This is a genomic window from Paracoccus gahaiensis, from assembly GCF_005048225.1.
In the GTDB taxonomy this organism is placed as follows: domain Bacteria; phylum Pseudomonadota; class Alphaproteobacteria; order Rhodobacterales; family Rhodobacteraceae; genus Paracoccus; species Paracoccus gahaiensis.
On record NZ_SUNI01000002.1, the window covers coordinates 116,076 to 133,813 of the forward strand.

Sequence of the window (17,738 nt, forward strand, 5' to 3'; positions counted from 1 at the left end):
GGTCGCGCCTAGGTCAGGAAGGGGTCGGCGGCCTGCAGGATCTGGCGCGCGCCGGGGCTGGTGAAGGATCCCCACTGGCCCAGAACCTGACCCTGCGGGCCCAGCAGGACCTTGTTGAAGTTCCACTTGGGCACGAAGCCGGTCTCTTGCCGCAGCCAGGCATAGAAGGGGTGCACGTCCCCCTTGGCGACATGCAGGATGTCGGTCATCGGCAGGGTGATGCCGTATTCCATCTGGCAGTATTTGCTGACCTCCTGCGCGCTGCCCAGTTCCTGGTTGAAGTCGTCCGAGGGGACGGCCAGCACCACCAGCCCGCGCGGCCCGTGGCTGTCATGCAGCGCCTGCATGTCGCGCAGCTGCCCCGAGAAGCCGCAGAGGGACGCCGTGTTGACCACCAGCACCGGGCGCCCGCGCCAGTCGGCGGTGTCATAGGCGCCTCCGTCGATCGAGGGGAAGGTGAAGCGCGGCGCATCCTGGGCGCGCGCGGGCGCCAGCCCCAGGGCCGAGATCGCGGTGGCGAGCGACAGGAAGACGCGGCGTTTCATGGGCGGTCCTTTCCGGGGCGGTCGGTGCGGCGGGCCATCCGATCATCGGCTGCGGGGCGATTCGTCCAGATGCGGCAGAACAGCACAGCCGCCGCCAGCGCCGCCGTGGCGATGACCGGCCAGCGCCCCCCGGGCCCCGCCTGCAGGTTGGCGATGACGATGCCCAGCAGCGCCCAGATGACGGCGGCGGGATAGGGCCATGCGCCGGGCCGGCGCGTCTGCACGGCCAGCGCCAGCGCGGACACGGCCAGCAGCGCCAGGATCGCGGCGGCGATGGGCGACAGCCAGCCATGCCCGCCCAGCCAGATCCCCGCCGACACGCCCGAGGCCGCCGTCAGCCATCCGGCATAGAGCGCCACCGGCCCCGCCTGCCAGCCCGGATCGCGCCGCCCCGCGCGCAGCAGCGCCAGGATCGCACCTCCCAGCATCGCCAGGATCATCAGCGTCGCCAGCCCCGGCAGGTGCTGCGCCACCGGCAGCCAGACAGACCCCACCGCCAGGCTGGCCAGCAGGGGCGGACGCATCGCGCGCCAGTCCGGGTCGTCCTTGCGCCGCCACAGGCCGAAGCCCGCGCCCAGGATCAGCCACAGATAGATGATCCCCCAGATCGAGAACGCCCAGCCTTCAGGCTGGACCGGTGGATCGACCTGCGGGATCGGGAACCGCCCCGCGTCATAGCCCGCGAAGCCCGGAAAGATCAGCGGGGATGCCGCAAAGGCCAGCGCCGCCAGCAGCACCATCCGGGCCAGGGTCGCGTTCGACATGGGGTCTTTCCTTTTCGGGCGGGGGTCTTCGGGGCGGCAACGCGGCCCCGGGCGGGGGCGTTCCGGGGCACGCGCGGGGTCGGGATCGGTGGGTGGCCGGCGGGGGAACGCAGTGCGTTACGGGGGACGGGTCCGGGATGTCGGAACGCAGGAGCGACGGGTCATGGACGCCGGTCAGGGCGGGGCGGCCTGCAGCACCGCTTGGGCGGCGACGCGTAGGGCGGGGGTGTGGCCGAAGCCCAGGATCTGCCCCTCGGACGCCAGGTCGGCGATGCGCGGGTCGGGGGCCAGCAGCGCCACCAGAGCGTCGCGATCGTCCAGATGGCGCAGGCTGCGGGCCAGAAGCCCCACCTGCGCCGCATCGAGGCAGGGATAGCCGCGCGCCGCCCGGACCTCGGGCGCGATCATCGAGGGATAGACCTCGGCCAGCACCACCATGGCGTCGTGCCACGGCTGGAAGGGCCAGACCGTCACCCCGCGGTGCCGGCGCAGGCGGTTCAGGCGCGGGATGCCGGTCAGGCTTTGCGCACCGACCGCGCCCGCGCCCGCCAGCTGGAAGGGCGATTTGGGGCGCGGGCAGCCGGGCAGGGGCGCCTCGGTCGCGCGATGCGGGGCGAGGCTCGGATGGGGCGGCGGCTTCAGGCGCGGCAGGTTGGGGGTCGGGGTGCGGCGCCCGTCCCCCCAGAAGACCGGCCTGCCGAGCGTCGCGTTCATCCCGGCCGCCACGTCGCGATAGCTGCTGCGATTGGCGTCGTCGTCGTGATGGCACGCCTCCAGATGATCCCACAGCGCCTGCGCCTCGGGCCGCCCGGTGATCCGCAGGGCCAGTCCCGAGGGGTGGCCGAAGGCGAAATCCGCGCCGATCAGCAGGCGCGCTCCCGCCGCGCGCGCCTCTGCCACGGCCGCGTCCAGCAGAGCCGCCGCCTGCGCGCGCGTGGCGGGATTGGCCAGCATCCCCCGGTCGTCGCCCAGCCAAATGGAATTGGCGCCGCGCACGGGGAGGCCCGCCGCCGACCAGTCGAGGATCAGGATGCGGTCAAAGCGCGGCAAGCCGCGCCTCGGCCCGGGCCAGATCATCCGGCGTGTTGATATTGGCGAAGGGGTCGGGATCGCCGGGCCAGAGGGCCTGGCCGGGCTGGTGGCGGGCGGTGAAGCTGCGCACGCGGCGCTGGTCTGCGGCCAGGGTCGCGGCCAGATCGTCGCGCAGGGCCACGGGCCAGATCCCGATGGTCGGGTGCTCGCGCGGCGCGGCTTCTCCGGTCAGGCTGGCGGCCAGGGCCAGCCCCCGAGGCCCCCGCGCCGCCAGAAGGCGCTGCGCCAGATCGGGGGGCAGGAAGGGCGTGTCGCCCGCGACCGTCAGCACGTGATCGGCACCACACTCCGCCGCCCAGTCCAGCGCCGCCAGCACGCCCGCCAGGGGGCCGGGATGGTCGGGCAGGCTGTCGGCGCGGACCGGCAGGCCGAAGCCCGCGAACCGCGCCGGATCGCCATTGGCGTTCAGCGCGATCCGGCCCACCTGCGGGCGCAGGCGGTCCAGCAGATGGGCCAGCATCGGTCGGCCGCCCAAGGGCAGCAGGGGCTTGTCGCCGCCGCCCATGCGGGTGGCGCGGCCTCCGGCCAGGATCATCGCGGGGGGCTGGGGGGATGTCATGACCCGGACTGTGCCCGCTGCCGCGCCCCCGGGCAAGGCCGGGATGGGGCTGCACGATCTGCACTTCGCATTCTTGACATAATCCGTCAGATTCCTTACCCGAGCAGAAACGTCAACCATTCGGCCCGCTCTGCCCGGGGGGATTCGGACCATGCGCCTCGAGACCCTTTCCGCCGGGCATCGTCCGCCCCCACCTGCCTCCCTCCAAGCGGTCCGCCCGGCCGCCCTGTCCAAGGAACCGACCCGATGACCCATCTTGCGACCTCCCTGGCGGCGCTGCCGCTGTTCGGACTGATCCGCGACGGGGGCTGGACCATGTGGCTGATCGCGGCCCTGTCGGTCATCACCCTGGCGGTCGTGCTGTGGAAGCTGTGGTCGCTGTGGCGCCTGGGGGTCTGGGGCGGCAGCCATTCGCGCGCCGCCCTGGTCCTGTGGGCGCAGGGCCGCCCGCGCGAGGCGATGGAGCAGGTGCGCGGCCGCCCCTCGGCCCGGGCGCGGGTGGCGCAGGCGGCCATCGGCACCTCGCTGGACCCGCGCTTCGACGAGGCCGCCGCCCGCGAGGAAACCGCCCGCGTCGCCCGCCAGGCGCTGTTCCGGTCCCGCGCCGGCCTGCGCGCGCTGGAGCTGATCGCCACCATCGCCCCGCTTCTGGGCCTGCTGGGCACGGTCCTGGGCATGATCGCGGCCTTCCAGGTGCTGCAAAGCTCGGGCAACCAGGCCGATCCGTCCGATCTGGCGGGCGGCATCTGGGTGGCGCTGCTGACCACCGCCGCCGGCATGGCCGTGGCGATCCCGGCGGGCGTGGCCCTGTCCTGGTTCGAAAGCATCGCGGACCGGCTGCAGTCGGATCTGGAGGATCTGGCCACCCGCGTCTTCGTCGCCCGCGACGCGCCCGCCGCCCCCCCGGCCCGCAGCCGGCTCGAGGCTGCGGAATGAGCGGGACGACCGGGTTCGATCTGGGGCCCCGGCGCCATCCGCGCCGGATGTCGCTGACGCCGATGATCGACGTGGTCTTCCTGCTGCTGATCTTCTTCATGCTGGCCTCGCGCTTCGGCACCGATGCCGTGCTGCCCATCTCGGGCGGCGCCGAGGGCACGGGCACCGACTGGCAGGGCGCGCCCCGGCTGGTCGACGTGCGCCCCCAGGCGCTGTCGGTGAACGGCGTCGAGACCGCGCCCGGGTCGCTGGTCGCGGGCGTCGCGGCGCTGATGCCCCAGCCCGATGCGGCGGTGATCCTGCGCCCGCGCGACGGGGCCGACCTGCAGCGACTGGTCGGCGTCATGGACCTGCTGCGCGACGGCGGCATCCCGAACCTCATCCTGATCGAATAGGCCCATGCGCATCGACATGCCCCCCCGGAAGCCGCGCGGCGAATCGATCATCCCGATGATCAACGTCGTCTTCCTGCTGCTGATCTTCTTCCTGCTGACCGCGCAGATCACCCAGCCGACGCCCTTTCCGCTGACCCCGCCCGACAGCCGGTCCGAGACCGCCGCCGGGGCCCGCGACGTGCTCTACATCTCGGCCGGGAACGAGCTGGCCTGGAACGAGGCGCGCGGCGCGGCGGTCTGGACGGCGCTGGTGGCCCGAGGCGGCGCGGATCCGGTCGAGATCCGCGCCGATGCCGCCCTGCCCGCCGCGATCCTGGCGGGCCATCTGAAGCGGCTGCGCAAGATCGCCCCGGCGGGCGCGCATCTGGTCGTCACCGGAGGCTGAGCATGATCACGCGCCGCACCCTGGAAACCGCGGGTTTCTTCACCATCGCCGCCGCGCTGCATGTCTCGGCGGCGGCCATCATGCTGTCCGACCGGCTGGAGCGCGGCGACGCCGCCGAGGCCCCGCCCGCCGCGCTGTCCGCCGGTGGCGAGGAGATCCGCGCGATGGTCGAGGCCTGGGAGTCGCCGCCCGAGACCGAGACCGCCCCCGAGATCGCCGCGACGGAACCGCAGCCGCAGCCCGAACCGGCGCCGCCGCCTGCGGAGCCGGCGCCCGAATCCGCCCCAGCCCCGCTCGCTGCGCCCCCCCTGGCGCCGCCCGACCCGGCGCCGACCCAGCCCAACCTGCCGCCGCCGCCCGAGCCGGTGGCCCCCGAGCCCGAACCCGATCCGATCGAGCCCGCGGAGCTGGACCTGCCCGAGCTGCAGCAGCTGACCCCGCCCACCATCGAAGTGGCTTCGCCCCTGGCGCTGGAGGCGTCGTCCCGCCCCGACCGGCGCCCCGCGCGCCAGCCCCGACCCGAGCCCGAGCCCGAACCCCGCCGCGCCGCCGCACCCGCCCCGCAGCCCGCGCGCGAGGCCCCCGCGCAGGCGCAACCCGCCCAACGCGCGGGCGAGGGCGGCCAGTCGCAGCGCAGCAGCGCGGGCGGCGGCGGGGGCGGGGTCCGCGCCGAGACGCGGGCCAGCGCGATGGCGCAATGGACCGCCCAGATCGCCACCTGCATCGGCCGGCAATTCTCGCGCGTGTCGGGCGCCCGGGGAGGCCGGATCGTGGTGAACATCTCGATCGCCCGGAACGGCCGCGTGCAGGGCGCCACGCTGATCTCGGGAACCGGCGATGCCCGGGTCGACGGGCAGGTGGTCCGCACCGCGCAGCGCCTGCGCGCCTGCCCCGCCGCCCCCGCCGCCGTCACCGACGCCACGCATACCTTCACCACGCCCTTCACCCTGCAATAACCCGCCCGGCAGGCGGAAGGGCGCCCCGACCAGGGACGGCCGCCCTCGCACAAAGGTCTCAGGCGGGGTCAAAGCTCGGCCCCGGCACGGCCGAATGCGGCCCATCTTTGACCCCGCCCCTTTCATCTTGGCAAAAATATCCCGCGGGGGTCCGGGGGCGCGAAGCCCCCGGTCCGGCCTGTGCCGTCCCGCGATCAGACGTGGTGCAGGACCAGGGGCCGGCCCAGATGCTGCCCCACCCGGATCGGCGCATCGTAGAGATCCGACAGCAGCGCCTCGGTCAGCACCTCCGCCGCCGGGCCCTCGGCGATCACGCGCCCGTCCTTCATGGCGATGACATGATCGGCCCAGGCCGCGGCATAGTTGATCTCGTGCACGACCATGGCGACGCTGCGGCCCGCGTGGTCGACCAGCGCGCGCAGCCGGCTCATCAGGGCGCGGGCATGGGCCATGTCCAGGTTGTTCAACGGCTCGTCCAGCAGCAGCCAGTCGGTGTCCTGCGCGAAGGCCATGGCGATATGGGCGCGCTGCGCCTGCCCGCCCGAGACCTCGTCCAGGAAGCGATGCGCCAGCGGGGCCAGCGCGAAGGCCTCCAGCGCCTGCGTCACGCGGGCGCGGTCGGCGGGGCCGGGGCGGCCCTTGTGATGGGGCCAACGGCCGAAGGCCACCAACTCGGACAGGCGCAGGCGGCTGGCGATGGCGGTCTGCTGGCCCAGGATGGCCATGACCCGGGCCAGCCGGTCGGTGGGGGTGGTGGCGACATCATGGCCCGCCACGGTGATGCGGCCCGCCTGCAGGGGCTCCAGCCGCCCGATCAGGCGCAGCAGGGTCGACTTGCCGGCGCCATTGGGGCCGATCAGCGCGGTCAGCCGCCCCTTGGGCAGCGTGGTCGAGATGTCGTGCAGGATCGGCGTGCCGCCGATCTGGTGGCTGACCTGGTCGATCTGGATCATCGGATGCGTCCCTTCAGCAGCAGATAGAGGAAGAACAGCCCGCCCGCGAACTCGACCACCACCGACAGGGTGGCGGCCTGGCCCAGCTGGCGCTCGAAGAGCCACTGGCCGCCGACCAGCAGGATCGCCGCCGACAGCCCGGCCGCGGGCAGCAGCACCGCATGGGCGGCGGTCCGCATCAGCCCATGCGCCAGCCCCGCCACGATCAGCCCGAAGAAGGCCACCGGCCCGACCAGCGCGGTCGAGACCGAGACCAGCACCGCGACCAGCGCCAGCACGGCCAGCGTCACCCCGCGATGGGCCAGCCCCAAAGACACCGCCGGATCGCGGCCCAAGGCCAGCACATCCAGCCGCGCCGACATCCGCCAGGCCAGTGCCACGGCCAGCGCGGTCACCGCCATGGCCAAAGGCAGCAGCGTCGCGTCCACCCGGTTGAAGCTGGCGAAGCTGACCGATTGCACCACGGCGAATTCGTTGGGATCCATGATCCGCCCCAGGAACCCCGAGACCGACCGGAACAGCACGCCCAGGATCACCCCGGTCAGGATCATGCGCGGCACGTCGCGCGCGCCGCGCAGCAGCAGCGTGCCGAACAGCGTTGCGGCCAGCGCGGACATCACCGCGATCTCGGCCAGGAACTTCGCGCCGGGCGGCAGGCCCACCAGGCCCGCGCCGCCCAGGGTGATGACCAGCACCGTCTGCAGCAGGACATAAAGCGCATCGAAGCCCATGATCGAGGGCGTCAGCACCCGGTTCGCCGCCACTGTCTGGAAGAGGATGGTCGAGACGCCCACCGCCACCGCCACCGTGACCAGCGCCGCCAGCTTGGTGGCGCGCAGGCCCAGGATGAAGCCGCGATTGCCCGGCCCCAGGCCCTGCAGCATCCAGACCGCCGCCAGCAGCGCCAGCAGCAGCGCCATGCCGCCCAGGATCAGCGCCGGGCGGCGGTCGGGGGCGGGGCCCGCGGCGGCCTCGGGGCGGCGGGCGGCGATCCCGGGGTCCAGCGCGCGGCTATCCATGGGCGGGCCTGCGATGCAGAAGCACAAGGAACAGCACGGCGCCCAGCACGCCCAGGATCACCCCGGCGGGGATCTCGTAGGGGCGGATGACCAGGCGGCCCAGCAGATCGCAGGCCAGCACCAGCACCGCGCCCGCCAGCCCCACCACCGGCAGCGAGGCGCGCAGGTTGTCGCCCATCACGCGGGCGACCAGATTGGGGACCACGAGGCCCACGAAGGGGATCATGCCCACCGTCGTCACCACCATCGCGGTGACCATCGACACCACCGCCAGCCCCAGACGCATGACCGCCGCCGTGGACAGGCCCAGCCCGGTGGCCACCTGATCGCCCAGGCCCAGGATGGCGAAGCGGTCGGCCGAGAACCAAGCCAGCCCGGCGGCCAGGGCGGCGATCCAGAGAAGCTCGTAGCGGCCTGAGATGACGCCCGAGAACTCGCCGCTCATCAGCCAGGTGCCGACATATTGCATCAGGTCGGTCTGCCAGCCCACGAAGGTGACGACCGATCCCAGCACTCCCGACAGCACCAGCCCCGCGATCGGGACCAGCATCACCTCGCGCACCGGCAACCGGCGGATCACGGCCAGGAACAGCGCGGTCGTGACCATCGCCGACAGGCTGGCCGCGATCATGCGCAGCCAGAGCGGGCTGGAGGGCCAGAGGATGGTGATGGCCAGCAGGCCCAAGGCCGCGCCCTCGGCGGTACCCGAGGTGTCGGGGCCCACGAAGCGGTTCCTGACCAGCGCCTGGATCAGCACGCCCGCCACCGACAGCGCGGCCCCGGTCAGGGCCACCGCCAGCGTGCGCGGCAGCCGCGATTCCAGCAGGACCAGCATGGCCTGCGGGTCGCGGAAGACGGCGCGCAGGTCGACCTGGGCGGCCCCCACGGTCAGGCTGGCCAGCATCAGCGCCAGAAGCGCCGATGACAGGGCGGGCAGCAGGCGCATCAGCTGTCGGTGCCGTCCGACAGGGCTTCGGTCAGCAGGTCCAGCGTCCCGATCATCGAGCCATAGCCCCCGGCCGAGATATAGGTTGCCGCCGGATCCAGCAGGATCACCTGATCCTGCTGCCAAGCGGTCGTGCCCTCGACCAGGGCCGAGGCCAGCGTCTCGGTCGCGCCCGCGCCGTCCGCGCCGATGGCCGCGCCCCGGTCGATGACCAGCAGCCAGTCGGGATCGGCCTCGGCGATGAATTCATGGCTGATGGCCTGGCCGTGGCTGGCATCGTCCAGACCCGGCACGGCCTCGGTCAGGCCGGTCGCGTCGAAGATCCAGCCAAAGCGCGAGCCGGCGCCATAGGCCGACATCTTGGGCCCGTTGGTCATCACGATCAGCGCGCTGCCCTGCCCCTCGGCGGCGTCGCGCAGATCTTCCAGCCGGCTGTCCAGCGTGGCGGTCATCTCGGCGGCGCGGTCGCTCATGTCGAACAGCGTGCCATAGGCGGTGATGCGGGCGCGGGCATCGGCCAGCAGATCCGGCCCCAGGGACATGTCGATGGCCGGCGCGACCTGACCGACCGCCGCCAGCTGCGTCATCGAGCGTCCGCCCACGATCACCAGATCGGGGGCCAGCGCGGCCAGCGCCTCCAGATCGGGCTCGAAGAGCGTGCCGACCGGCGTGGCGCCGGGGGCGGCGTCCTGCAGGGCCGGGACCAGGATGCGGTCGATGGTGCCGGTGGGCACCACGTCGAAGGCCTGCAACGTGTCCAGCGCGGCCATGTCATAGACCGCGACCGAGCGGGGCGTGGCGGGCAGGGTGACGGGCCCCTGCGCGGTGTCGAGGGTGACCTCTTGCGCCAGCGTGGCCAGCGGAAGGGAGGCGAGGGTGGCGGCCAGAAGGCCGGACAGCGCGATGCGACGCATGGCAGATCCTTTCGAAGGGGTCATGGCGTGTGGCTGTCGGCTTGGCTTCACGCAGGGCCGGGTTAACGCGCCCCCGACGGGAGGGCAAGATATCCGGGTGTTTTTGTCGGAATATTGCCCAGATTTGTTGACTGTTTGCATCGGCCATTCTAAGGGCAGCCCGAACCCCTTGCGAAGGACGTGCCCCGTCATGCGGATGACCGCCGATTTCCCGACCTCTCGCGGCCCGGCCCTGATGGGGACCATGGCCAAGCATTTCGGCCACAAGATCCCCGTGGCCGTCGACGACCGGCAGGCGGTGCTGGGCTTTCCGATGGGCGACGCGCAGATCGACCTGCGCGACGGCGCCCTGCGTCTGGCGCTGCAGGCGTCGGATGCCGAGGCGCTGGAGCGCCTGCGCGACGTGGTCGAGCGCCATCTGCTGCGCTTTGCCCATCGCGAGGACCCGGGCGCCCTGACCTGGCAGCCCGCCTGAGCCGCTTCACGCGAATTTCGCTGGATCGGCGGGCCGGTTTCTGGTCAGAGGGGCGCCAAGGCAGCCGGCCCCGACGGGTCGGCCAACCACCAAGGCAGGACCGGCGATGAGCATCCATCTGTATCCCAACGACCTTCCCGACGATCTGGTTCTGGGCCCGGTCGTGGCCATCGACACCGAGACGATGGGCCTGGACCCGCGCCGCGACCGGCTGTGCCTGGTGCAGATGTCCTCGGGCGACGGCGAGGCGCATCTGGTGCAGATCGACCGCGGCCAGACCGAGGCGCCGAACCTGACGAAGTTGCTGACCGATCCCAAGGTGCTGAAGCTGTTCCATTTCGGTCGCTTCGACGTGGCGGCGCTGGAGAATGCCTTCGGGGTCGTGACCTCTCCGGTGTGGTGCACCAAGATCGCCTCCAAGCTGGTGCGGACCTTCACCGACCGGCACGGGCTGAAGGTGCTGCTGCAGGAGCTGGTCGGCGTCGATGTCAGCAAGCAGCAGCAGACCAGCGACTGGGGCGCGGCCGACCTGTCGGACGCCCAGCTGGAATATGCGGCATCCGATGTGCTGCACCTGCACAAGCTGAAGGAGGTGCTGGAAGAGCGCCTGAAGCGCGAGAACCGGCTGGGGCTGGCGCAGGCCTGCTTTGACTTTCTGCCCGCCCGTGCCCATCTGGACCTGCTGGGCTGGGGCGACGAGAGCGACATCTTTCGTCACTGAGGCCGGGTTTGGCCGGGGGCGGTGACCGGGGGCGCTTCGCCCCCGTCAGCCAGCGGTTCTTGAACCGATGGCGAACCTCTGGCTGACCCCTGAGGATATTTGCGGACCAAAGCAGGAGCAGGCACGTGGCGGATTTCATCGAGACGGGGCGGCGGGTGATCGATGTCGAGGCCGCGGGGCTGCAGGCCCTGTCGGCCGGCCTTGGGGATGCGTTCTCGCGCGCGGTCGAGATGATGCTGGCGGTCAAGGGCCGGGTGATCGTGTCGGGCATGGGCAAGTCGGGCCATGTCGGGCGCAAGATCGCGGCGACGCTGGCCTCGACCGGGACGCCGGCGCAGTTCGTCCATCCCGCCGAGGCGAGCCATGGCGATCTGGGCATGGTCACCGCCGCCGATCTGGCGCTGGTGCTGTCCAACAGCGGCGAGACGCCCGAACTGGCCGATCTGATCGCCCATACGCGGCGGTTCTCGATCCCGCTGATCGGGGTGGCGGCGCGACCCGATTCGACGCTGATGCGGCAGGCCGACATCGCGTTGGCCCTGCCCGCCGCCGCCGAGGCCTGCGGGAACGGGATCGTGCCCACCACCTCGACCACCATGACCCTGGCCTTGGGCGACGCGCTGGCCATCGCGATGATGGAGCATCGCCGCTTCACCCCCGAACATTTCCGCACCTTCCATCCGGGCGGCAAGCTGGGCGCGCTGCTGGCCAAGGTGGGCGACCTGATGCATGCCGACCTGCCGCTGGTGGGTCTGCACGCACCCATGTCCGAGGCGCTGCTGGTGATCAGCCAGAAGGGCTATGGCGTGACCGGGGTCGTGGACGATCAGGGCCGGCTGGTGGGCATCATCACCGACGGCGACCTGCGGCGCCACATGCAGGGGCTGCTGGATCTGGACGCGGCGGCGGTGATGACGCCCGCGCCGCGCACCATCGGCCCCGAGGCGCTGGCCGGGGCCGCGCTGGCCCAGATGCAGGACCGCAAGATCACCTGTCTCTTCGCCGTGACGGACGGGCGCCCCTGCGGCATCCTGCACATCCACGACTGCCTGCGCGCCGGGCTGGTCTGATCCGGTGAGCCGCACCCGCATCGTCCGCTGGCTGAGGGTGCTGCTGCCGCTGGTGGCCCTGGTCATGCTGTCGACGATGTTCCTGTTCTCGCGCCGCTCGGACACCGAATCGCGCATCCCCTATGCCGAGGTCGAGGCCGAGGCCGCCGCCCGCGAGGGGCGCATCGTCGCCCCCGATTACAGCGCCGTCACGCCCGATGGCGCCCGCCTGTCGCTGCGCGCGGCGCAGGCGACGCCTGCGGAGGGCGGCGGGGCGGCGGGCGATCTGCAGCTGGACTGGCAGCGGCCGGGCGGCGCGGACGGAGACCTCAGCGCCCGGCTGACGGCGCCGCAGGGCGGGCTGGCCGAGGGGCAGGTGCGGCTGGAGGGCGGCGTGCGGATGACCACCAGTTCCGGCTGGCAGCTGGATGCCGCGCGGATCGAGGCGCATCTCGATGCTTCGGTCATCACCGCGACCCAGGGGATCGAGGCGCAGGCGCCTTTCGGCCGGATCACCGCCGGGCAGATGCGCCTGGCGCCCCGCAGCGCCGAAGCGGCCCCGGAGGGTGCCCCGGCCCCGGGGTCAATCTTGAATTTCTCGGACGGCGTGCGTCTGATATACCAGCCCTGAGACCTGTCCTTTCCCGGCCCGTTGCGGCCCCGACCCGATCGAGGATCCGATGATGCTTCGCCCCCTGATGATCGCCCTGACGCTGACATCGGCCTGGCTTGCCTTGACCGGGCCCGCCTTCGCGCAGACCACCGCCTTCGGGGGGATGCGGGCCGATGTCTCGGCCCCGGTCGAGGTCGCGGCGGACAACCTGACGGTCGACCAGACCGATGGCAGCGCGCTGTTTTCGGGCAATGTGGTCATCGGGCAGGGCGAGATGCGCCTGTCGGCGGACGAGGTCACCGTGGACTATGCCGAGGGCGGGCAGGAGCGCATCCGGTCGCTGACGGCCATCGGCAATGTCACGCTGGTCTCGGGCGAGGATGCGGCCGAGGCGCAGCAGGCGGTCTATGACGTGGCGGAGGGCAGCGTGGTGCTGACCGGCGACGTGCTGCTGAGCCAGGGCGGCAATGTGCTGTCGGGCGACCGCATGACCGTCAATCTGGCGACCGGGGCGGCGCAGGTGCAGGGGCGCGTGCGCTCGGTCCTGCAGCCGGGAACCCCGTGATGCGGCGCGGGCCCGCCGGGCCGGGCGACGGGCTGGATGTCCGGGGCCTGCGCAAGTCCTATCGCAACCGACCCGTGATCCGCGACGTGTCGGTGACCCTGCGGCGCGGCGAGGTCGTGGCGCTTCTGGGGCCGAACGGCTCGGGAAAGACCACGTGCTTCTACTGCATCGCCGGGCTGGTGGCGCCGGATGCGGGGCAGGTGCTGATCGACGGGCGCGATGCCACCCGCCTGCCGATGTTCCGCCGCGCCCGGCTGGGCATCGGCTATCTGCCGCAGGAGATGTCGATCTTTCGCGGGCTGACGGTCGAGCAGAACATCATGGCCGTGCTGGAGGTCGCGCTGGACGATCCCCGCCACCGGCGCGACCGGCTGGAGGAGCTGCTGGCGGATTTCTCGATCACCCATCTGCGCAACGCCTCGGCGCTGGCCTTGTCGGGCGGCGAGCGGCGGCGGGTCGAGATCGCGCGCTGCCTGGCCTCGGATCCGGGCTTCCTGCTGCTGGACGAGCCCTTCGCCGGCGTCGATCCGATCGCCGTGGGCGAGATCCGCACCCTGGTCCATGCGCTGAAATCGCGGGGCATCGGCGTGCTGATCACCGATCACAACGTGCGCGAGACCCTGGGAATCGTCGACCGGGCCTATATCCTGCATGACGGGCATGTGCTGATGTCGGGCACGACCGACCAGATCGTGGCCGATCCCCGCGTGCGCGAGGTCTATCTGGGCGACAGCTTCACCATGGCCTGAGGGCCGTGCCGAACGGCCCGCCGGGGGCCGTCCGCAAATCCGCGTCACGGGCTTCGGTGGCCCGTTGACATCCCCGGCCAGCTGTCACCAAATTGAGACATGCGGGCGCGGCTCTGGCGCCCGTCCTACCCGTTTCCGCCCTTGCCGGCATCCGAACGGGCCGGCGCGGCGAAAATGGTCAACCGAAGAGGAATGACGATGCGCTACACCATCAGCGGAAAACAGATCGATGTCGGGGATGCCCTCAGCACGCATGTGAAGACCGAACTGGGCGAGACGATCGAGAAATACTCGCAGCGTCCGACGGATGCCGCCGTGACCTTCTCGAAGGACGCGCATCAGTTCCTGTGCGACAGCGTGGTGCACCTGTCCACGGGCCTCAACGTACAGGCGCGCGGGGCGGCCAACGACATCTATGCCGCCTTCGAGGCCTGCCGCGAAAAGATGGACAAGCAGCTGCGCCGCTACAAGCGCCGCCTGAAGGATCACCACCGCGAACGCGTCGAGCCGGTTGTCTTCGGGCAGGCCGACAGCTATGTGCTGGCCGCCGAGGACGAGGATGCGGAGGCCCGGGACGGCAGCCTGGAGCCGATCATCATCGCCGAGATGGAAAGCCGCGTTCCCACCCTGTCGGTGGGCGATGCGGTGATGCAGATGGAACTGTCGGGAACGCCGCTTCTGGTGTTCCGCAACGAGAAACATGGCGGCGTCAACGTCGTCCATCGCCGCGATGACGGCAATGTGGGATGGATCGACCCGCGCGGCAACGGCTGAGCCCCCGACGGCTGAGCCTTGCCCCGCCCGGGATCCGACATCCGGGATCCGACGTGACGCGCCGCCCTCCGATCTTGCCATCGGGGGGCGGACAGCTTGGGAAAGACATGACGCGATGCAGCTAGCTGAAATCCTCCGGCCCGGGGCGGTGCGCTCTCTGGGGCAGGTCACCTCGAAGAAGCGCCTGTTCCAGGAGCTGGCCGATCTGGCCCATGCCGAATACGGGCTGAACGCCTCGGAAGTGCTGGACGCCCTGCAGGAGCGCGAGAGCCTGGGGCCGACCGGCGTGGGGCAGGGGGTGGCGCTGCCGCATGCCCGGCTGCACGGGCTGGACAAGGTCGCGGGGCTGTTCCTGCGGCTGGACAAGGCGCTGGATTTCGATGCGGTCGACCGCCAGCCGGTCGATCTGGTCTTCGCGCTTCTGGCCCCCGAAAGCAGCGGCGTGGACCATCTCAAGGCGCTGGCGCTGGTCTCGCGCACGCTGCGCGATCAGGACCTGCGCGCCAAGCTGCGGGCCAATGACGACCCGGTCGCGCTGCATGCCGTCCTGTCCGCCGCGCAGGGCATCAAGGCGGCCTGATCCGGGGGAGGGGCCCGCAGGGGGTTCAATTCGGTCCGGATCGGTCCTATATAGGAGGAAGGAAGACATTCCCAGGAGGGCTTTTCCCATGACCCGGCATCTGACGGACCAACCCCGTACCCGCGGCGCGTCGAAACTGGCTGCATTCCTGCGCCAGGATCGGGCGGACCGACCCCATCCCAGCACCCTTGCGCTGCAGACCCGCCCCAAGCCCCGGGCGGACGCAGCGCGCAAGGCCGCCGAATACCTGCGCATCGCCCGCACCGGAACCGACTGAGCCCACCACTGGGGTCGCAAGAGGGGGGCTTTCCGCCCCCCAAGCGCGTGCCGCGCTTTCCCCCCGAGGATATTTCCGGACCAATGCAGAGGCGGCACCTTATGCCTGCATTGGTCCTCAAATATCCCGGGGGGATCGCGGAACGCGATGGGGGCGGAGCCCCCTGCGGCGTCTGGCATCAGGTACGGACGAGGGCCTCGTAGCTTTCGGCCACGTCGCGGGTGATCTGGCCCACCTGGAAATGCCAGTCGCCGATCTGGCCCACCGGGGTCACCTCGGCGGCGGTGCCAGTCAGCCAGCATTCCTGGAAACTTTCCAGTTCCTCGGGCAGGATGCGGCGCTCGTGGACGGTATAGCCCTTGCCCTTGAGCATCTCGACGATGGTCTGGCGGGTGATTCCGTTCAGGAAGCGGTCGGCCAGCGGCGTGTGGATCTCGCCGTCGCGCACGAAGAAGATGTTGGCGCCGGTGGCCTCGGCCACGTAGCCCTCCCAGTCCATGAACAGCGCGTCCGAGCAGCCCTTGGCCTCGGCGGCGTGCTTGGACATGGTGCAGATCATGTAGAGGCCGGCGGCCTTGGCGGCGGTGGGGATGGTCTCGGGCGAGGGGCGCTTCCACTTGGCCACGTCCAGTTTCGCGCCCTGCCATTTCGCATCGCCGTAATAGCTGCCCCATTCCCATGCGGCCACCGCCATGCAGACCGGGTTCCTGGCCGCCGAGACGCCCATGTCCAGCCCCGACCCGCGCCAGGCGACGACGCGCACATAGGCGTTGTCGAAGCCGTTGGCCTTCAGCACGGCTTCCTTGGCGGCGTCGATCTGGTCGGCGGTGTAGGGGATCGGCATGTCCAGCAGCCGGCCCGATTCCAGCAGGCGCAGCGAATGCTCGTGGCCCTTGAAGATCTTGCCGTCATAGCAGCGCTCGCCCTCGAAGACCGAGCTTGCGTAATGCATCGCATGCGTCAGGACATGCACCTTGGCGTCGCGCCAGTCGACCAGGTCTCCGTCCATCCAGATCTTGCCGTCGCGATCGTCGTAAGCCAGCATCTTCTTGTCTCCATCCGCCGCCCGTTTTTGCGATTCTTGCGTCTGTCAGGGCGGATTTGGCATGTTTGTTACGCAAGATGCTTGACGGCTAGCAATCAGCGCTTAGAAAGTCAACAAGGCTGCCATATCGGGCGGCAGCGAAAAACGCGGGGACGGCATGCAGGACAAGGCGCGCATTCAGGCGATGGTGGGCGAGGATCTGCTGTTCCTGACCGACGACCAGCTGCGCCGGGGGATCGAGGCGATGTTCTTCGCCTATCGCGCCTTCACCGCCGATCCCGACCTGATCCTGGCCGATCTGGATTACGGCCGTGCCCATCACCGGGCCCTGCATTTCATCCATCGCGATCCGGGGCTGACGGTGACCTCGCTGCTGGCGGTGCTGGGGGTGACCAAGCAGTCGCTGAACCGGGTTCTGCGGACCCTGATAGAGGACGGGCTGGTCGACAGCCGCATCGGCCGGCGTGACCGGCGCGAACGCCAGTTGCACCTGACCTCGGCGGGCACCGCACTGGAGCGGCGCCTGTCCGAGGCGCAGCGGGCGCGGATGCGGGCGGCCTATCGCAATGCCGGTCCGCAGGCCGTGGCGGGGTTCCGGCAGGTGCTGGAAGCGATGATGGACCCCGAGACGCGGGCGCAGTATCAGGCGCTGAAAGACCTGTCCGACGACCGCTGAGGCCCCCATGACCCACCCCGAGACGCATCTGCCCGATACGCATCTGCTGGTCGTCGACGATGACGAGCGCATCCGCGCGCTTCTGGGGCGGTTCCTGCGCAAGAACGGCTACATGGTCACCATGGCCCGCGACGCGGCGCAGGCCCGGCGGCTGCTGGTGGGCCTGGATTTCGACCTGATCGTTCTGGATGTGATGATGCCCGGAGAGGACGGTCTGGCCCTGACCCGGCATCTGCGCACCCGCCTGAACACGCCGATCCTGCTGCTGACCGCCAAGGGCGAGACCGAGGACCGGATCAGCGGCCTGGAAAGCGGCGCCGACGATTACCTGGCCAAGCCCTTCGAGCCGCGCGAGCTGCTGCTGCGGATCGGGGCGATCCTGCGCCGCGTGCCGGTGGTCGAGCTGGCCCAGCCCAAGTTCCTGACCCTTGGCGCGCTGCGCTATGACAGCGACAAGGGCGAATTGTGGAACGGCGACGCGCCGCTGCGGCTGACCGGCACCGAGACCGCGCTGCTGCGGCGGCTGGCGGCCAGCCGGGGCCAGCCCGTCAGCCGGGCCGCGCTGATCGAGGATCTGGGCCGCGGCAGCCCCGACGAGGACAACGGCGAGCGCGCCATCGACGTGCAGATCACCCGCCTGCGCCGCAAGATCGAGCCCGACCCGCGCGAGCCGCGCTTCCTGCAGACGGTGCGGGGCACGGGCTACATGCTGGTGGTGGACTAGGGCCGCCTCAGGGCCTAGCGTGCCGC

Annotated in this window: 24 protein-coding genes; 15 read left to right on the forward strand and 9 right to left on the reverse strand. The window is 71.1% G+C overall.

Annotated elements, in window-relative coordinates:
- Positions 1-8: 8 nt before the first annotated feature.
- The 4 genes from FA743_RS03575 to mobA form a co-directional block, all read right to left on the reverse strand.
- Positions 9-545, reverse strand: coding sequence for a glutathione peroxidase (locus FA743_RS03575; RefSeq protein ID WP_136884514.1), 537 nt, complete (start codon positions 543-545; stop codon positions 9-11).
- Positions 542-1,309, reverse strand: coding sequence for a TspO/MBR family protein (locus FA743_RS03580; RefSeq protein ID WP_136884515.1), 768 nt, complete (start codon positions 1,307-1,309; stop codon positions 542-544). Before FA743_RS03580 ends, FA743_RS03575 begins: the two co-directional genes overlap by 4 nt.
- Positions 1,310-1,483: 174 nt before the next feature.
- Positions 1,484-2,359, reverse strand: a complete 876-nt coding sequence (locus FA743_RS03585) for a hypothetical protein (protein ID WP_136884516.1) — start codon at positions 2,357-2,359, stop codon at positions 1,484-1,486.
- Positions 2,346-2,960: a molybdenum cofactor guanylyltransferase MobA gene (gene mobA / locus FA743_RS03590; RefSeq protein WP_136884517.1), complete on the reverse strand. Its 615-nt coding sequence runs from the start codon at positions 2,958-2,960 to the stop codon at positions 2,346-2,348. Before mobA ends, FA743_RS03585 begins: the two co-directional genes overlap by 14 nt.
- Positions 2,961-3,206: 246 nt before the next feature.
- Here mobA and FA743_RS03595 point away from each other — a divergent pair, with 246 nt between their 5' ends.
- Genes FA743_RS03595 through FA743_RS03610 form a run of 4 tightly spaced genes read left to right on the forward strand, consistent with a single transcriptional unit; the run spans position 3,207 to position 5,632 of the window.
- Positions 3,207-3,896, forward strand: coding sequence for a MotA/TolQ/ExbB proton channel family protein (locus FA743_RS03595; protein ID WP_136884518.1), 690 nt, complete (start codon positions 3,207-3,209; stop codon positions 3,894-3,896).
- Positions 3,893-4,291, forward strand: a complete 399-nt coding sequence (locus tag FA743_RS03600; RefSeq protein ID WP_136884519.1) for an ExbD/TolR family protein — start codon at positions 3,893-3,895, stop codon at positions 4,289-4,291. The genes FA743_RS03595 and FA743_RS03600 overlap by 4 nt, the downstream gene beginning before the upstream one ends.
- Before the next feature lie 16 nt (positions 4,292-4,307).
- The gene (locus FA743_RS03605; RefSeq protein WP_246054818.1) at positions 4,308-4,676 is read left to right on the forward strand and encodes a biopolymer transporter ExbD; all 369 of its coding nucleotides are present in this window, start codon (positions 4,308-4,310) and stop codon (positions 4,674-4,676) included.
- A gap of 2 nt (positions 4,677-4,678) precedes the next feature.
- The gene (locus FA743_RS03610) at positions 4,679-5,632 is read left to right on the forward strand and encodes an energy transducer TonB family protein (protein ID WP_136884521.1); all 954 of its coding nucleotides are present in this window, start codon (positions 4,679-4,681) and stop codon (positions 5,630-5,632) included.
- A gap of 194 nt (positions 5,633-5,826) precedes the next feature.
- Here the strand turns inward: FA743_RS03610 and FA743_RS03615 are convergent, their stop codons facing one another.
- The 4 genes from FA743_RS03615 to FA743_RS03630 all read right to left on the reverse strand — a co-directional run bounded on the left by FA743_RS03615 (position 5,827) and on the right by FA743_RS03630 (position 9,464).
- On the reverse strand, positions 5,827-6,585 hold the full coding sequence (locus FA743_RS03615; RefSeq protein WP_136884522.1) for an iron ABC transporter ATP-binding protein: 759 nt from the start codon (positions 6,583-6,585) through the stop codon (positions 5,827-5,829).
- Entirely contained in the window at positions 6,582-7,505 is a 924-nt protein-coding gene (locus tag FA743_RS03620; RefSeq protein WP_136884716.1) for an iron chelate uptake ABC transporter family permease subunit, read from the reverse strand. Before FA743_RS03620 ends, FA743_RS03615 begins: the two co-directional genes overlap by 4 nt.
- Before the next feature lie 91 nt (positions 7,506-7,596).
- The gene (locus FA743_RS03625; RefSeq protein WP_136884523.1) at positions 7,597-8,550 is read right to left on the reverse strand and encodes an ABC transporter permease; all 954 of its coding nucleotides are present in this window, start codon (positions 8,548-8,550) and stop codon (positions 7,597-7,599) included.
- Positions 8,550-9,464: a siderophore ABC transporter substrate-binding protein gene (locus FA743_RS03630; RefSeq protein WP_136884524.1), complete on the reverse strand. Its 915-nt coding sequence runs from the start codon at positions 9,462-9,464 to the stop codon at positions 8,550-8,552. Before FA743_RS03630 ends, FA743_RS03625 begins: the two co-directional genes overlap by 1 nt.
- A 190-nt stretch (positions 9,465-9,654) precedes the next feature.
- Here FA743_RS03630 and FA743_RS20215 point away from each other — a divergent pair, with 190 nt between their 5' ends.
- The 9 genes from FA743_RS20215 (at position 9,655) to FA743_RS03675 (ending at position 15,267) form a co-directional block, all read left to right on the forward strand.
- Positions 9,655-9,939, forward strand: a complete 285-nt coding sequence (locus FA743_RS20215; RefSeq protein ID WP_169308756.1) for a DUF2218 domain-containing protein — start codon at positions 9,655-9,657, stop codon at positions 9,937-9,939.
- 106 nt (positions 9,940-10,045) lie between these two features.
- Complete coding sequence (locus FA743_RS03640) at positions 10,046-10,660, forward strand: ribonuclease D (protein ID WP_135313997.1); 615 nt, start codon at positions 10,046-10,048, stop codon at positions 10,658-10,660.
- A 125-nt stretch (positions 10,661-10,785) separates the two neighbouring features.
- On the forward strand, positions 10,786-11,730 hold the full coding sequence (locus tag FA743_RS03645; RefSeq protein ID WP_136884526.1) for a KpsF/GutQ family sugar-phosphate isomerase: 945 nt from the start codon (positions 10,786-10,788) through the stop codon (positions 11,728-11,730).
- A 4-nt stretch (positions 11,731-11,734) separates the two neighbouring features.
- Positions 11,735-12,340 carry a hypothetical protein gene (locus tag FA743_RS03650; protein WP_136884527.1) on the forward strand — a complete coding sequence of 202 codons (606 nt, stop codon included), beginning with the start codon at positions 11,735-11,737 and terminating at the stop codon, positions 12,338-12,340.
- 52 nt (positions 12,341-12,392) lie between these two features.
- Positions 12,393-12,887 carry a lipopolysaccharide transport periplasmic protein LptA gene (lptA, locus tag FA743_RS03655; protein WP_136884717.1) on the forward strand — a complete coding sequence of 165 codons (495 nt, stop codon included), beginning with the start codon at positions 12,393-12,395 and terminating at the stop codon, positions 12,885-12,887.
- Positions 12,887-13,636 (forward strand): LPS export ABC transporter ATP-binding protein, encoded by a 750-nt coding sequence (lptB, locus tag FA743_RS03660; RefSeq protein WP_136884528.1) that lies wholly within the window; start codon positions 12,887-12,889, stop codon positions 13,634-13,636. Before lptA ends, lptB begins: the two co-directional genes overlap by 1 nt.
- Before the next feature lie 198 nt (positions 13,637-13,834).
- Entirely contained in the window at positions 13,835-14,410 is a 576-nt protein-coding gene (hpf, locus tag FA743_RS03665; protein ID WP_136884529.1) for a ribosome hibernation-promoting factor, HPF/YfiA family, read from the forward strand.
- A gap of 115 nt (positions 14,411-14,525) precedes the next feature.
- A complete protein-coding gene (locus FA743_RS03670; protein ID WP_136884530.1) occupies positions 14,526-14,990 on the forward strand; it encodes a PTS sugar transporter subunit IIA in 465 nt (154 codons plus the stop codon).
- Between the two features lie 88 nt (positions 14,991-15,078).
- Positions 15,079-15,267, forward strand: a complete 189-nt coding sequence (locus tag FA743_RS03675; RefSeq protein ID WP_136884531.1) for a hypothetical protein — start codon at positions 15,079-15,081, stop codon at positions 15,265-15,267.
- A gap of 178 nt (positions 15,268-15,445) precedes the next feature.
- Here FA743_RS03675 and FA743_RS03680 read toward each other — a convergent pair whose 3' ends face one another.
- A complete protein-coding gene (locus FA743_RS03680) occupies positions 15,446-16,312 on the reverse strand; it encodes a branched-chain amino acid aminotransferase (RefSeq protein ID WP_136884532.1) in 867 nt (288 codons plus the stop codon).
- A gap of 157 nt (positions 16,313-16,469) precedes the next feature.
- On the opposite strand from FA743_RS03680, the gene FA743_RS03685 reads away from it, so the two are divergent.
- Positions 16,470-16,988: a MarR family winged helix-turn-helix transcriptional regulator gene (locus FA743_RS03685; protein WP_246054819.1), complete on the forward strand. Its 519-nt coding sequence runs from the start codon at positions 16,470-16,472 to the stop codon at positions 16,986-16,988.
- 7 nt (positions 16,989-16,995) lie between these two features.
- Positions 16,996-17,712 (forward strand): response regulator, encoded by a 717-nt coding sequence (locus tag FA743_RS03690; protein WP_136884533.1) that lies wholly within the window; start codon positions 16,996-16,998, stop codon positions 17,710-17,712.
- Positions 17,713-17,738: the final 26 nt, after the last annotated feature.